Source organism: Microbacterium sp. Clip185, from assembly GCF_028743715.1.
Taxonomy (GTDB): Bacteria; Actinomycetota; Actinomycetes; order Actinomycetales; family Microbacteriaceae; genus Microbacterium.
In genome coordinates this window covers 129,073-143,076 of record NZ_CP117996.1, presented here as the reverse complement: position 1 = coordinate 143,076, position 14,004 = coordinate 129,073, and the positions used below count along the sequence as shown (strand labels likewise).

Here is a 14,004-nt window from a genome sequence, read left to right as displayed (position 1 = left end):
CTCCTTGCCCCGATCATCTCGTCACCCGCGGGTGCGCATCCGGATTCGGATGCGGCACCCACGGGTCATTGCTCAGTTGCGCGCCTTGGCCATCAGGTCGGCGCGCGGGTTCTCCTTGGGCTCGAGCTCCTGGAAGCGCTCGAGCGCCTCCTTGGCCGCGTCGTCGAGGTGGGCGGGAACCGCCACCTGCACCTCGGCGAGCAGATCGCCCGTGCCCTTCTGGGTGTGGACGCCGCGCCCCTTGACCCGCAGGACACGACCGGACGGCGTGCCCGGAGCCACCCGCAGGCGCACAGGGTCGCCACCCAGGGTGGGAACCTCGATCGTCGCTCCGAGCACGGCCTCGGTGAAGGTGATCGGCACGGTCAGGCGCAGGTTGAGCCCGTCGCGCGTGAAGACCGGATGCGGGCGCACCGACACCTGCACGACGATGTCCCCCGCCTCGCCGCCATCGGGCGAGGGACGCCCGCGGCCGCGCAGTCGGATCTTCTGCCCGTCGGCGACGCCGGCGGGGATCTTCACCTTGAACGGTTTGCCGTCCTCGCCCTGGAGCGTGATCGTCTCGCCGCCCACGGCCGTCGCGAAGTCGAGCGTCGTCCGCGCGGTGACATCGGCACCCTTGGTCGGACCGCCGAATCCACGGAAGCCACCCGACGTCTGACCGAAACGGCCCGACCCGAATGTTCCCCCGCCACCGCGGTCGAACATCGTGAAGAAGTCCTCGAAGCCGCCCGAATCGAACTGGCTGCCGCCGCGACCCTGGCCGAATCGCGAAAACACGTCTTCGAAGCCGCCCGCGCCCGCGCCGCCCGCCGTGAAGCGAGCGCCCGAGCCCATGGCGCGCATCTGGTCGTACTCCTCGCGCTGCTCCTTGTCGCTGAGCACCGAGTACGCCTCGCTGATCTCCTTGAAGCGCGCCTCGGCCGCCGCATCCCCCGGGTTCGAATCCGGGTGGTACTGCCGGGCGAGTTTGCGGTACGTCTTCTTCAGGTCGGCGTCGGAGACGTCTTTCGCGACGCCGAGCACCGCGTAGAAGTCCTTGTCGAACCAGTCCTGGCTGGCCACGTTCTCCTCCTAGTCCGCCGGCACGGCGACCACGACCTTCGCGGGGCGCAGCTCGACGGAGCCGAGTCGGTAACCGACCTCGACCACCTCGAGGATCGTCGCCTCGGTCTGGCCGGGTGTCGGCTGCTGGAAGATCGCCTCGTGCTGCTGCGGGTCGAACGCCTCGCCGGCCGCACCGTAGGTGACCAGGCCCATGCGCTCGGCCACGCCGCGCAGCTTCTCGGCGATCGCCGCGAACGGGGTGCCCTCGGCGAGGTCGCCGTGCTTGGCAGCACGGTCGAGGTCGTCGAGCACGGGCAGCAGGTTCTTGGCGACCGAGCCCTTCGCGCGCTCGATCTCGACCTCCCGCTGCTCCTCGGTGCGGCGCCGGTAGTTGGCGTATTCCGCCTGCAGGCGCTTGAGATCTCCCAGCAGGTCGGGGTCCTCCGCAGCCGCATCCGCGTTCTGCTCGGCACCCAGGATGTCGTCGACCGTGAGCTCCGGCTCCTGCGAAGCGGGGTCGGAGGCGTGCGCCTCCGACCCCTCCTCGCCGGGCCGAACCTCGTCGCCGTCGTCCGGCTGTTCGAAGTTCTTGTCCGTCATGGTTGTGTCTCTTACTTCTTCTCGTCCTCGTCGTCGACGACCTCGGCGTCGATGACGTCCTCCTCGGGGTTCGGCGTGCTGCCGCTGCCCGGGTCGGTGGCGGACGGGTCGGCGGGCTGACCCTCGGCCTGTGCGGCCTGGTAGAGGGCCTCGCCCAGCTGGCTCTGGCTCTGGTTCAGCTTGTCGAACGCGGTCTTGACCGCGTCGTCGTCCTCACCGGCGAGCGCCGCCTTCAGCGCGTCGACGTCGGCCTGCACGGAGTCCTTGACCTCGGCGGGCAGCTTGTCGGCGTTCTCGGAGATCAGCTTGTCGACGGAGTACGAGAGGGTCTCGGCCTGGTTGCGGGTCTCAGCCGACTCGCGCCGCTTCTTGTCCTCGGCGGCGTGCTCCTCGGCCTCGCGCACCATGCGCTCGATGTCCTCCTTGGGCAGCGAGGAGCCGCCCGTGATGGTCATCGACTGCTCCTTGCCGGTGCCCTTGTCCTTCGCCGAGACGTGGACGATACCGTTCGCGTCGATGTCGAAGGTGACCTCGACCTGCGGGATACCGCGGGGGGCCGGGGCGATGCCGGTCAGCTCGAACGTGCCGAGCGGCTTGTTGTCGCGGGTGAACTCGCGCTCGCCCTGGAAGACCTGGATGGCGACCGACGGCTGGTTGTCGTCGGCGGTCGTAAAGGTCTCGCTGCGCTTGGTCGGGATGGCCGTGTTGCGCTCGATGAGCTTGGTCATGATGCCGCCCTTGGTCTCGATACCGAGGCTCAGGGGGGTCACGTCGATGAGCAGCACGTCCTTGCGCTCACCCTTCAGCACACCGGCCTGCAGGGCGGCGCCGACGGCGACGACCTCGTCCGGGTTGACGCCCTTGTTGGGCTCCTTGCCACCGGTGAGCTTCTTGACGAGCTCGGTCACCTGCGGCATACGGGTCGAACCACCGACCAGCACGACGTGGTCGATGTCGTCGACCTTGATGCCGGCCTCGCGGATGACGTCGTCGAAGGGCTTCTTCGTGCGGTCGAGGAGGTCCTTGGTGAGGTCCTCGAACTTGGCGCGCGAGAGGGTCTCGCTCAGCGAGACGGGACCCGAGTCGGTCAGCGACAGGTACGGGAGGTTGATCGAGGTCGAAGTCGAGCTCGACAGCTCCTTCTTCGCCTGCTCCGCGGCCTCCTTGAGGCGCTGCAGCGCGATCTTGTCGCCGGAGACGTCGACACCGGTCGTGTCCTTGAACTGCTTGATGAGGTAGTCGACGACGCGCTGGTCCCAGTCGTCACCACCGAGGCGGTTGTCGCCGGCGGTGGAGCGCACCTGGATGGTCGAGAAGTCGTCGTCCTTGCCCACCTCGAGGAGGGACACGTCGAAGGTTCCACCACCGAGGTCGAAGACGAGGATGAGCTCGTCCTCCTTGCCGCGGTCGAGGCCGTAGGCCAGGGCCGCCGCGGTGGGCTCGTTGATGATGCGCAGGACGTTCAGGCCCGCGATCTCGCCGGCCTCCTTCGTGGCCTGGCGCTCGGCGTCGTTGAAGTACGCGGGGACGGTGATGACCGCATCCGTGACGCTGTCACCGAGGTACTGCTCGGCGTCGCGCTTGAGCTTCTGAAGGATGCGGGCCGAGATCTCCTGCGGCGTGTACTGCTTGCCGTCGATCGCCTGCGTCTTCCAGTCGGTGCCCATGTGGCGCTTGACCGAGGTGAGCGTGCGGTCGACGTTGGTGACGGCCTGACGCTTGGCGGTCTCGCCCACGAGAACCTCGCCGTCCTTGGTGAAGGCGACGACGGACGGGGTGGTGCGGAAGCCTTCGGCGTTCGCGATGACCTTCGGCTCGCCGCCCTCGAGGACGCTGACGACGGAGTTCGTCGTACCGAGGTCGATACCTACTGCACGGGGCATGTGTTTCCCTCTCCCTTTGCAAGGGCCCTCACGGATGCGACGGCCCGATGTGTGTGAAATCTGCTCGCCGACTCAGGTTGAGCCGCGATGACTCAAGGATAGACACATCGATCCTGAGCGTCAAGTGAACTTGATATGAATGCGCTCAACTTTGTTCGGTGGGGATGCGGGCGGCAGCGGTTACGCTGAGCGCACCGCGACGACGCGGGCCGGCGCATCCGCGGCACCGGCTGTTCACCGAGAGGTCCTACCGTGCCCGATATGTCCGACAAGCCTGTGCCGGCCCCCGCGGAAGCTCGGGCGGCCTTCGCCGCCGACACCGCCGCTCCCCTACGCGCCCGTCGCGGACCCGTCATCGCGTGGGGGCTGTGGGACTGGGGATCCGCGGCCTTCAACGCCGTGGCAACCACGTTCGTTTTCACCGTGTACTTGACCAGCAGCTCGTTCGGGAACACGGCCGACACCTCGGCGGCGATGTCGTTCGCCCTCGCCGCGGCCGGCATCATCGTGCTGCTCACGGCGCCGATCACCGGGCAGCGCTCCGACGTGTCGGCGCACCGCAAGCGCTGGCTCGCCATCAACACGGCCGTCGTCGTGCTGATGCTCGCCCTGATGTCGCTGGTGGCGCCCGACCCGGCGTATCTGTGGCTGGGCCTGGTGCTGCTCGCTGTCGGCACGGTGTTCTTCGAGCTCGCATCCGTGAACTACAACGCGATGCTCGCCCAGGTCTCGACGCCGAAGACCGTCGGCAAGGTGTCGGGCTTCGGCTGGGGCATGGGCTACCTGGGCGGCATCGTGCTGCTGCTCATCGTGTACTTCGGCTTCATCAACCCCGAGGTCGGGCTGTTCGGCGTGACGAGCGAGAACGGCTGGGCCGTGCGCGTGTCGATGATCGTGGCAGCGCTCTGGTTCGGTCTGTCCGCGATCCCCGTGCTGATCGCCGTGCCCGAGAACACGCTCCTGCGCCCGATCGAGGCCGAGCGGGTGGGCTTCTTCGCGTCGTACGCGCTGCTGTTCCGCAACATCGCGAAGCTGTGGCGCGAGAGCCGCCACACGGTCTACTTCCTGTTCTCCAGCGCCGTGTTCCGCGACGGCCTCACGGGCGTGTTCACATACGGCGGCGTGCTGGCGGCGGGCACCTTCGGCTTCAGCCCTGGCGAGGTCATCATCTTCGCCATCGCGGCGAACGTGGTCGCGGGACTCGCGACCATCGTCTCGGGCCCGCTCGACGACCGCTTCGGGCCGAAGCCGCTGATCGTCGTCGCGCTGATCGGACTCATCCTCAGCGGCTCGTGCATCTTCATCTTCCACGCCGGCGGCGCCAGCATGTTCTGGGTGTTCGGCCTGATCCTGTGCCTGTTCGTCGGGCCGGCGCAGTCCGCATCCCGCACGTTCCTCGCCCGACTCATCCCGCCCGGACGCGAGGGCGAGGTCTTCGGTCTCTACGCCACCACCGGCCGCGCGGCGGTGTTCCTGGCACCCACCGCGTTCGGACTGTTCGTGGTCATCGGCGGCGAGCAGTACTGGGGCATCCTCGGCATCGTGCTGGTGCTGGCGATCGGTCTCGCGATGCTCATCCCGGTGCGCGCCGCATCCCGCCCCCTGCCTGCCTCCGTGTAACCGGCCCTCGTAACCCCTACCGAGCCCGCGAGACGGCATTTCCGTCACGAGATCACTGTCTTTACCCGTGATCTCGTGCGAAAGATGCAGTCTCGCGGAGGGCGAGGGATGCGGGTCAGCGGGCGGCGCGGGCGAGGTTGGCGCGCAGCTCGTCGGCGTTCTGGCGCACCACGTAGGCGGGCTGGTCGCGCTCGACGCGCCAGCTCTCGGCCAGCGGACCGACGGTGACGGTGTCGTAGCCGAACTCGTCGTAGAGGGCCGTGATGAAGGCGAGACCCTCGTCCGTGTCGGCCGCGGTCGCCAGCGCCCGGCGGTTCTCGGTGCCCGCGGGGGTGCCGTCGGTGTTGATCTGGGCGGCCATGATGTGGTTGAAGCCCTTCACGACGGTGGATTCCGGCAGACGCTCCTGCAGCATCTCGCTCGTCGTGGTCTGCTTGTCCTCGAGCACCTGGATGCGGCCGTCCCGCTCCCAGTAGTAGTTGTTGGTGTCGACGACGATCTTGCCCGCGAGCTCAGCGACCGGCAGCTGGTCGATGGCCTTCAGCGGCACGGTGACGACGGCCCACTCGCCGAAGGCGGCCGCATCCGCTGCGGTGGCGGCGTGCGCTTTCGGGCCGAGCTCCGCGACGAGGTCTGTCAGTGTCTCGGGACCACGGGAGTTGGCGATCGCCACCTCGTACCCCCGGTCGACGAGGCCCTTCGCGAGGGCCGATCCGATATGTCCTGCTCCGATGATTCCGACGCGTGTCATGGTGAAGGAGAACGCTGACGGATGCGGCGCATTCCCGCTCAGTCGGCGATTCGCCGCATCGGCACGTGGGGGATGCCGTCCTCGTGGAATCGTTCGCCGTCGACGGCGAACCCGAAGCGGGCGTACCAGGGTGCGAGGTGCTCCTGCGCGTCGAGCACGATCGCTGCGCCGGGCCAGCGCTCTCCCGCTCGCAGAACGGCGCGCGTCATGAGCTCGGCGGCCACACCCCGACCGCGCGCGGCCTGAGCCGTCGCCACACGGCCGATCCGCGCGTGGCCCGTGCCGGCGTCGTGCAACAGGCGCAGGGTCGCGACGACGTCGCCGGCCTGCTCGGCCCAGAACAGCTCCGCGTCGGGCTCGAGGTCACGTCCGTCGAGCTCGGGGTACGCGGCGGCCTGCTCGACCACGAACACCGTGACGCGCAGCCACATCAGCCGGTACAGCGTCTCGGCGGGAACGTCCGCCAGGCGGGCTGAGCGGTAGGAGAGCTCTGTCACTCCTTCACGTTACTGCGGGCCCGCCGCATCCACGCGGGCATGCGCAGGCCACCCTCGTTCTCCTGCTCGACCTCGAGGCCGTAGTGATCGCCGATCTGCTCGAGCAGCTGCGCGCGCTGAACACGGTCGTACACGCGTCTCTCGCGCTGGAAGGCGACGATCGTGGCCCAGCACATGAGCAGCATGACCACACTGAACGGCAGCGCGATGAGGATGGCGGCCGACTGGAGAGCCGTGAGGCCGCCGGCGATCAGCAGCGCGATGGCGAGAACGGCGGTGGCGAGGGTGAAGAACACGCGCACCCACCGCTTGGGCTCCGGGTTGCCGCCCGTCGCGAGCATCGCCATGACCAGGGCTCCCGAGTCGGCCGAGGTCACGAAGAAGATGGCGATCAGCACGATCGCGCCGATCGTGAGCACGGGGGTGCCCGGCAGGAACTCGAACAGCCGGAAGAGCGCGCCCTGCAGGTCGACCTCGCCGTCGGTGAGCATCGAGCCGGGGTGGTGCAGCTCCTGGTACAGCCCCGAACCGCCGAGCACCGCGAACCACAGGATGCCGACGAGGGTGGGCACCAGGAGCACACCCATGACGAACTGACGCACTGTGCGGCCGCGGCTGACGCGCGCGATGAAGACGCCGACGAACGGGGCCCACGCGATCCACCAGCCCCAGTAGAACGAGGTCCGTGCGGCCTGCCACTCCTCGCCCGCGGTGCCCTGGAAGGCGCTCACCGTGAAGCTGAGGCCGACGTAGTTCTGCAGGTAGGCGCCGATCGACTGCACCCATTCACGCAGCAGGTACTCGGTCTGCCCGAAGATCAGGACGAACACAAGCAGTACTGCGGCGAGGATGAGGTTGGCGCTCGAGAGCCACTTCATGCCCTTGGCGACGCCGGAGAGCACCGAGAACAGCACGAAGACCGTGATCACACCGATGATCAGCACGTTCATCAGGGTGTCGGGTTCAGGGAGGCCCGCCGCCTGCAGGCCGGAACCGATCTGCAGCACGCCGAGGCCGAGCGAGGTCGCGACGCCGAAGATCGTGCCGCACAGCGCGATCGCATCGATGGCGTTGCCCCACCCGCCGCGCACGCGGCGCCCGAGCAGGGGCTCGAGCGCCCAGCGGATGGAGATGGGGCGTCCACGGCGGTGGATCGCGTACGCGAGGGCGAGTCCGACGACGACGTAGATCGCCCAGGCCTGCACACCCCAGTGCAGGTAGGTCTGGGTGAGCGCGCCCTGCGCGAGCTGCTCAGGTGTTCCGGTGACACCGGGGCGGGGATCGACGTAGTGGCTGAGCGGCTCGCTCACCCCGTAGAACACGAGGCCGATGCCCATCCCCGCCGCGAACAACAGCGAGAACCACGCGCCGAGCGAGAACTCGGGCTCATCGGTGTCCTTGCCGAGCTTGATGTCACCGAAGCGACTGAATCCCATGAACAGGGCGAAGGCCACGAAGAAGGCCGCGATCAGCACGTAGTACCAGTTGAAGGTGTTGACGATGCCGGTCTGGATGGTGCCGAAGAACACCTCCGCCGCATCCGGGAAGATGATCGCGAACGCGGCGGCGATCAAGACGACGGATGCGGCGGGCCAGAAGACCCATCGAGCGATCCCCCTGCTGGGCGAAGCTGCGGATGCGGTGGCCGATTCGGGTGCGGTGCTCACCACCTCACCGTAGACAACGGGCGTGAGAGACCCGCTCACCTCTTGTGCCGCGCGACACGGCGGGGTAAAAGCCGCGTCAGTCGCGGGATGCGGGCACCTCGAACCACGCGGTGGTGCCGCCGCCCTCACGCGGCTCGATGCCGATCGAACCGCCGTGCGCCTGCACGATGCGACGGCAGGTGGAAAGGCCGATTCCGGTGCCCTCGACCTCGGTGTTCGCGCGGACGAGGGGGTCGAAGACGCGCTCGACGTCGGCGGGGTCGATGCCGGGGCCGCGGTCGCCGACCTCGATGCGCCATCCTTCGGACGTGCGCAGCGAGCGCAGCTCGACCCGAGGATCCGGGCCGCCGAACTTGAGCGCGTTGGAGACGAGGTTCTGCAGCACGGCACGCAGCTGGGTGGCATCGCCGGACACGACGGGCAGTTCGCCGATCGTGATGCGGGGGTCGTCATCGGTGACGCCCAGGTCGGCACGCACGTCTTGTGCCAGCGCTCCGAGATCGGTGGGGGTGAGGTTCAGCACCCCGCCGAGGCGCGCGAAGGCGAGGATGTCGCGGATCATCTCCTGCATCCGAGACGTGCCGCGGATGCCGGTCTCGACCCAGCTCTCGACGGACGGCGGCACCTTCAGCTGCTCCTCGAACTGCTCCTGCAGCAGGTGCAGCGACATCGTGACGGAGGTGAGGGGGCCGGCAAGGTCGTGACTGATCTGTCCGGCGAAGGCCGAGAGGTGATCGTTCGAGCGACGCAGTTCGTCTCTCAGCTCCTCCGCCCGCTGCAGCACGGTGTGGAGGTAGCGGGTGCGTCGCTCGAGCTCGAGGATGTCGACGATCCGCGCGGCGAGCACGGCCAGCAGTGCGGTGCGGTGCTCGTCGATCTCGCGCGGCACGGTGTCGAACACGCACAGGGTGCCGATGGTCTCCCCCGCCAGCACGAGCGGGTGATTGGCGTAGAAACGGACGTCTCCGAGAGCACCCGTGACGAAGGGGTTCGACCGGTACCGCGGATCCTGGCTGGCGTCGGCGACCGCGACGGGCTGACCGAGGTGCAGATTGAGAGCGCACATCGAGTCCTCGCGGCGGCAGATCGCCGCATCGAATCCGACGGCGGCCAGCTGGTACTGCGCGTCGTCGGTGATGATGTTGATCGTCGCCATCGGAACCTCGGCGACGAAGGCGGCGAGTTCCACGACCGAGCGCAGCGCGTCGGGAGGGTTTCCCAGCACGTCGTACTCCGAGATCACTTCCTGCACCGTCATCGTGTCGTCTCCCGGCCCCCGTGGTCGCTGTCTCGCTCCAGGTTAGGGCTCCGGCCCGCGCCGTGGCGCGAACGAAGTCGAAAGGTCCTCCTGCGACAATGACGCCATGTCCGCAGCCACACCCGCATCCGTCTCGGAGTCGCCTCTGAACCGGATGCGGACCATCGCTGCGACGGTTGGGGCGTGGCTGCGGCGGCATCCGTTCACGAGCGCGCTGCTGCTCGTGATGCTGGTGACGAGCGTCGCGCAGATCGTCATCACCTCACCCCCGGATGCCGACACCGGACTGCTTCCGCCGTGGAACGACTCGTTCGACGACTTCCGCTGGTGGTCGGCGATCACCCCCATGTTCGTGACGGGCTCCGTGCCCGAGCTGCTCACGACGCTGGTGCTCGCCGCGGTCGTGGTGAGTCAGGCGGAACGGGTCATGGGCACGGCGCGGGCGGCGATCGCCTACATCGCCGGAGGATTGCTCGTGACCTCGGTCTCGATCGCGGTGGGACTGCTCGAGGAGCATTTCCTCGCGTTCCTGCCCCTCAACGACGTGTTCTTCTTCACGCTCACCCCGCTCGCGGCTCTCGTGTGCACGGCGATGGCGGCGAGCTGCTTCATCGGTGCGCTGTGGCGACGACGAGTGCGCCTCGCATCCCTTCTCGCGGTGTGCGTGCTCTTCCTCTACCGGGGCGACGCGGACAGCCTCTTCATCCTCGTCGCGCTGCCGGTGGGGCTCGGCGTGGGCTTCCTCCTCGGCGGCCGGCGAGCGAAGACCCTCGTGGTGCGCAGCTCGCACCACGAGATCCGCGTGCTGCTCGCGTCGCTCGTGGCCGTGGGCGGCATCGGTCCCGTCATCGCGACGTGGTTCGGATCGGGCACCGGCCTGCTGTCGTTCTATGGCTTCCTCAGCATCGATCCCGTGGTCGTGGTCGACGGCACGACGTGCGCGTTCGGCTCCGCGGTCGACTGCCCCTCCGAGTACACGACGGCGGCCGAGGTTTTCCCGGCGGCGGGCTGGATCGCGCTGCTGCCGATGATCATCGCGCTGATCGCGGCGTGGGGCATCCTGCGGGGACGACGGGCGGCGCTGTGGATCGCGGTGCTGCTCAACGCCGCCGTGTTCGCGTGGATCCTCGTGCAGTGGATCACGCTGCAGCCCGAGACGGTGGCCGACATCGCCGCGTATCAGGGCACGGATGCGGAGACCTACGTCTGGCAGACGATCTCGGGGGCGCTGCTGGCCGCCGTCGCGCCGCTCGGCACGACGATCGCGCTGCTCGTCTTCCGCCGGCACCTGCGCGTGACGTCGAGCCCCGCGGCGCGGCGCCGCTATCTCGTGGTGCTCGGGACCGCGACCGTGCTCACGGTGCTCATCGCGACCGCGGGGCAGGTGCTCACCCGCCAGGGCTACGACCCGGTGATCGATCTGGGCGACATCCTGCTCGCCCTGCCGCTGCGCTTCATCCCGCCCACGCTGCTGCCACCCGACGTGGTGACGTTCGTTCCGGAGACGCTCGAGGCGCGCATCTTCTGGTACCTGCCACCGGCGATCTTCTGGGCCGGGGCGGTGCTCGCGACGGCGTATCTGATCTTCGCGCCGGCGGCCGTGGGCGACCGGGACGACCGCATCCGGGCGCGCGAGCTGCTGCGCGCGGGCGGCGGCGACTCGTTCAGCTTCATGTCGACGTGGCCCGGCAACTCTTACTGGTTCTCGCCCGACGGCACCGCTGCGATCGCGTATCAGGTGCACCACAACGTCGCCGTCACGGTGGGCGGCCCGTTCGGTCCGGCGTTCGCGGACGTGCGCGTATTCGAGCAGTTCGCGGCGTTCTGCGGCGACAATGGCTGGCGGCCGGTGTTCTACAGTGTGAGCGATGGGCCGAGCGCCGAGCTCGCGTCGCGGGGCTGGTACCGGCTGCGGATCGCGGAGGAGGCGCTGCTCGACGCGCAGGAGTGGACTCCCGCGGGTAAGAAGCGGCAGGACATCCGCACGGCGACGAACAAGGCGGCGCGCGAGGGCGTGACGGCGGTGTGGACGCGGTGGGCGGATCTGTCCATCGCGCAGCACCTGCAGCTGCGCACGTTGTCGGAGTCGTGGCTTGCCGACAAGGAGCTCCCGGAGATGGAGTTCACGCTCGGCGGGCTCGACCAGGTCGACGATCCGGATGTGCGGCTCATGCTCGCCATCGCCGAGGACGGCCGCATCGAGGCGATTACGAGCTGGTTGCCGCTGTATGGACCCGACGGTCTCCGCGGTTACGTGCTCGATGTGATGCGCCGGCGGCACGAGGCGTTCAACGGCGTGATGGAGTTCGTGATCGGCGCGGTGGTCGTGCAGCTCAAGGAGGAGGGATTGCAGACGCTCAGCCTGTCGGGCGCGCCCCTCGCATACACGGCGGAGGCCGGTGCGGAATCGGATGCGGTGCAGCGCATGCTCGATCTCGCGGGGTCGCTGCTGGAGCCGGGTTACGGGTTCCGTTCGCTGCACAGCTTCAAGCGCAAATTCCAGCCCGACTTCTCGCCGGTGTGGCTCGTTGTCGCCGATTCGGCGGCACTGCCGGCGACGGGGCTGGCGCTCGTGCGGTGCTACCTGCCTCAGCTCACGCTGCGGCAGGCCGCGCGGATGGCGGCGACGCTCGGCCGCGACCGCACGCGAGGCTGAGCCGGGTCAGCTGCCGGCGGCTCCCGCATCCGTGATGCCCACGTCGGTGACGTGGAAGTTGCGCGAGGAGCGGGACGCGGTCGGCCCGCGCTGGCCCTGGTAGCGGTTGCCGTAGGGGCCGGAGCCGTAGGCGTTCTCGGCGGGCGAGCTGAGACGGAAGAAGCAGAGCTGGCCGATCTTCATGCCGGGCCAGAGTTTGATCGGCAGTGTCGCGACGTTCGACAGCTCGAGGGTCACGTGGCCGGTGAAGCCGGGGTCGATGAAGCCGGCCGTGGAGTGGGTCAGCAGGCCGAGGCGGCCGAGCGACGACTTGCCCTCGAGGCGGGCGGCGACGTCGTCGGGCAGGGTGACGCGCTCGAAGGTGGCGCCGAGCGCGAACTCGCCCGGATGCAGGATGAACGGCTCGTCGGGCCGCACTTCGATGAGCCGAGTGAGCTCGGGCTGGTCCTCGGCCGGGTCGATGAAGGGGTACTTGTGGTTGTCGAACAGGCGGAAGTACCTGTCGAGGCGCACGTCGACGCTGGAGGGCTGCACCATCTGAGGATCGGAGGGCTCCAATCCGATGCGTCCGTCAGCCAGTTCCTGCTTGATGTCGCGATCCGAGAGCAGCACGGGCCCAGCCTAGCGAGCAATGCCCTTTGCTATGCTGGCCGCGTACCCCCGGGGCTGTAGTTCAATGGCAGAACTTCTGCTTCCCAAGCAGACAGCGCGGGTTCGATTCCCGTCAGCCCCTCATATGGAAATAGCGGTCCGGCTCGTCCGGGCCGCTATTTCCATGTATCGGCAGAGTGAATCGAACCCTTGGGTGGGCCCACGCCGCCAGAGGCTCCGCGCGCGGCGCAGCCGCGGGTGGAGGAGGCGGTGGGGACGATTCCCGTCAGCCCCCCAAACAGACAAGTTCAGGCTTACGCCAAGAGTGATGCGTGGCCACAGAGGATGCCGAGCATGAATCCGTAGTTGCGGTGCGTAGGCACTGAAGATCAGTACTCAGCCCTAGCTACGTGTTGCGCTTCTTCGATGGGTAGACCCGGTGTTCTGCGTCCCACCAGACCACATGGAACACATGCTGGCGAAGGAAGCCGTAGAGACGTGGTCTCCCACCACACCGGAGACGCGCAATCTCCGTCTCATCATCGCGCTCGATATCACGAAGGCGCTTCAATGCGGGCGCTGGCAGGCTCTCCACCACGTAGCGCTTGCCATGTTCCGACCCGGGCTTGAACAACTCCCCGAGAGTCATGCTCTCGAAGTCACCCATCTTCTTCAGAAGATCCGCCATTGCGTCTATGCCGATCGCGGCGGGCGGCCAGGCTCCACCTGTGTCCACCTCGTTGAACCGCCACACGAGTCGGCGCGCGGCTATCTCGGGGTGATCAATGTCCAGAACGACTACGCGCTTCACGTCGCTGACGTTAGGCGTGCTCGGAACACCCTTCTTCGCGGCCTGCCATCCGCCGGGAGGAACTTCGACGCTCACGCGCTTCAGCTTCGGGGACTTCGCCATCCGCGCTAGGAAGAGGTGCGGGCCGAGTAGTACTCGTGCATCGAGGCGAGCGTGATCGGTCGATTGCTTCGTGCACCGTCACTGAGCCCTTCGCGCGCGAGGAGCCATGGCTCTTCGCGGTGAGTCATCTCGCTTAACTGGTGAGCGGTGTACTCGTTATACGCGTCAAGCACGGCGTCGACGGAGCCAGCCTCGTCAGCGGTCAGGCGCGAGGCATCGCCGTCGGGCCACGAGGACACCCGGAACTGACCGGAGTGCTTGCGATAGAGGTCGTAGACCACGGGGCCGTTCGCCCATGCCTGAATCTCGTTGTCGAAGAGCGCGCGATCGGACCACACGGCGTGCCAAGCCTGCGAGTAATAGACGAGCTTCTGCAACTTCATCGCTGTCATCTCGCCGCACTTGTCTATGATGTATGCGGCAACATCCTGCACGTTGGCCATGGCTGTCCTCCTCCCCGATTCGACTCAATGTAGCAGCGACACCTGGTCACCCTCTGAGCCCGTGCCGTATCGCTTGTT

12 protein-coding genes and 1 tRNA gene are annotated in these 14,004 nt (G+C 67.9%); 3 read left to right on the top strand and 10 right to left on the bottom strand.

All coding sequences use genetic code 11. The annotated features are described in order from the left end of the window. Window positions 1-72 precede the first annotated feature (72 nt). From PQV94_RS00740 to dnaK, 3 genes are read right to left on the bottom strand one after another with little or no spacing between them, the layout of a single operon-like run. Window positions 73-1,065: a DnaJ C-terminal domain-containing protein gene (locus tag PQV94_RS00740; protein WP_274286906.1), complete on the bottom strand. Its 993-nt coding sequence runs from the start codon at window positions 1,063-1,065 to the stop codon at window positions 73-75. Between the two features lie 9 nt (window positions 1,066-1,074). Beyond that, window positions 1,075-1,647, bottom strand: coding sequence for a nucleotide exchange factor GrpE (locus PQV94_RS00735; protein WP_137418619.1), 573 nt, complete (start codon window positions 1,645-1,647; stop codon window positions 1,075-1,077). An 11-nt stretch (window positions 1,648-1,658) separates the two neighbouring features. Beyond that, window positions 1,659-3,530 (bottom strand): molecular chaperone DnaK, encoded by a 1,872-nt coding sequence (dnaK, locus tag PQV94_RS00730; protein WP_274286905.1) that lies wholly within the window; start codon window positions 3,528-3,530, stop codon window positions 1,659-1,661. Between the two features lie 261 nt (window positions 3,531-3,791). Between dnaK and PQV94_RS00725 the strand changes: the two genes are divergently transcribed. Continuing rightward, window positions 3,792-5,150 carry an MFS transporter gene (locus PQV94_RS00725; protein ID WP_274286904.1) on the top strand — a complete coding sequence of 453 codons (1,359 nt, stop codon included), beginning with the start codon at window positions 3,792-3,794 and terminating at the stop codon, window positions 5,148-5,150. 115 nt (window positions 5,151-5,265) lie between these two features. Here PQV94_RS00725 and PQV94_RS00720 read toward each other — a convergent pair whose 3' ends face one another. From PQV94_RS00720 to PQV94_RS00705, 4 genes are all read right to left on the bottom strand, one after another. Then, entirely contained in the window at window positions 5,266-5,901 is a 636-nt protein-coding gene (locus PQV94_RS00720; protein WP_274286903.1) for an NADPH-dependent F420 reductase, read from the bottom strand. A 38-nt stretch (window positions 5,902-5,939) separates the two neighbouring features. Next, on the bottom strand, window positions 5,940-6,398 hold the full coding sequence (locus tag PQV94_RS00715) for a GNAT family N-acetyltransferase (RefSeq protein WP_274286902.1): 459 nt from the start codon (window positions 6,396-6,398) through the stop codon (window positions 5,940-5,942). Beyond that, on the bottom strand, window positions 6,395-8,068 hold the full coding sequence (locus tag PQV94_RS00710) for a BCCT family transporter (protein ID WP_443192727.1): 1,674 nt from the start codon (window positions 8,066-8,068) through the stop codon (window positions 6,395-6,397). The genes PQV94_RS00715 and PQV94_RS00710 overlap by 4 nt, the downstream gene beginning before the upstream one ends. A 73-nt stretch (window positions 8,069-8,141) precedes the next feature. Then, window positions 8,142-9,323, bottom strand: coding sequence for a sensor histidine kinase (locus tag PQV94_RS00705; protein WP_274286900.1), 1,182 nt, complete (start codon window positions 9,321-9,323; stop codon window positions 8,142-8,144). A 106-nt stretch (window positions 9,324-9,429) separates the two neighbouring features. Between PQV94_RS00705 and PQV94_RS00700 the strand changes: the two genes are divergently transcribed. Continuing rightward, window positions 9,430-11,979 (top strand): rhomboid family intramembrane serine protease, encoded by a 2,550-nt coding sequence (locus PQV94_RS00700; RefSeq protein ID WP_274286899.1) that lies wholly within the window; start codon window positions 9,430-9,432, stop codon window positions 11,977-11,979. Between the two features lie 6 nt (window positions 11,980-11,985). Here the strand turns inward: PQV94_RS00700 and dcd are convergent, their stop codons facing one another. After that, complete coding sequence (dcd, locus tag PQV94_RS00695) at window positions 11,986-12,591, bottom strand: dCTP deaminase (RefSeq protein WP_137418612.1); 606 nt, start codon at window positions 12,589-12,591, stop codon at window positions 11,986-11,988. A gap of 50 nt (window positions 12,592-12,641) precedes the next feature. Here dcd and PQV94_RS00690 point away from each other — a divergent pair. After that, a tRNA-Gly gene (locus PQV94_RS00690) sits at window positions 12,642-12,712 on the top strand. Between the two features lie 264 nt (window positions 12,713-12,976). Here PQV94_RS00690 and PQV94_RS00685 read toward each other — a convergent pair. Both PQV94_RS00685 and PQV94_RS00680 read right to left on the bottom strand, forming a co-directional pair. After that, window positions 12,977-13,456, bottom strand: a complete 480-nt coding sequence (locus tag PQV94_RS00685; protein WP_274286898.1) for a hypothetical protein — start codon at window positions 13,454-13,456, stop codon at window positions 12,977-12,979. Between the two features lie 32 nt (window positions 13,457-13,488). Next, on the bottom strand, window positions 13,489-13,926 hold the full coding sequence (locus PQV94_RS00680; RefSeq protein ID WP_274286897.1) for a Panacea domain-containing protein: 438 nt from the start codon (window positions 13,924-13,926) through the stop codon (window positions 13,489-13,491). Between the last annotated feature and the right edge of the window lie 78 nt (window positions 13,927-14,004).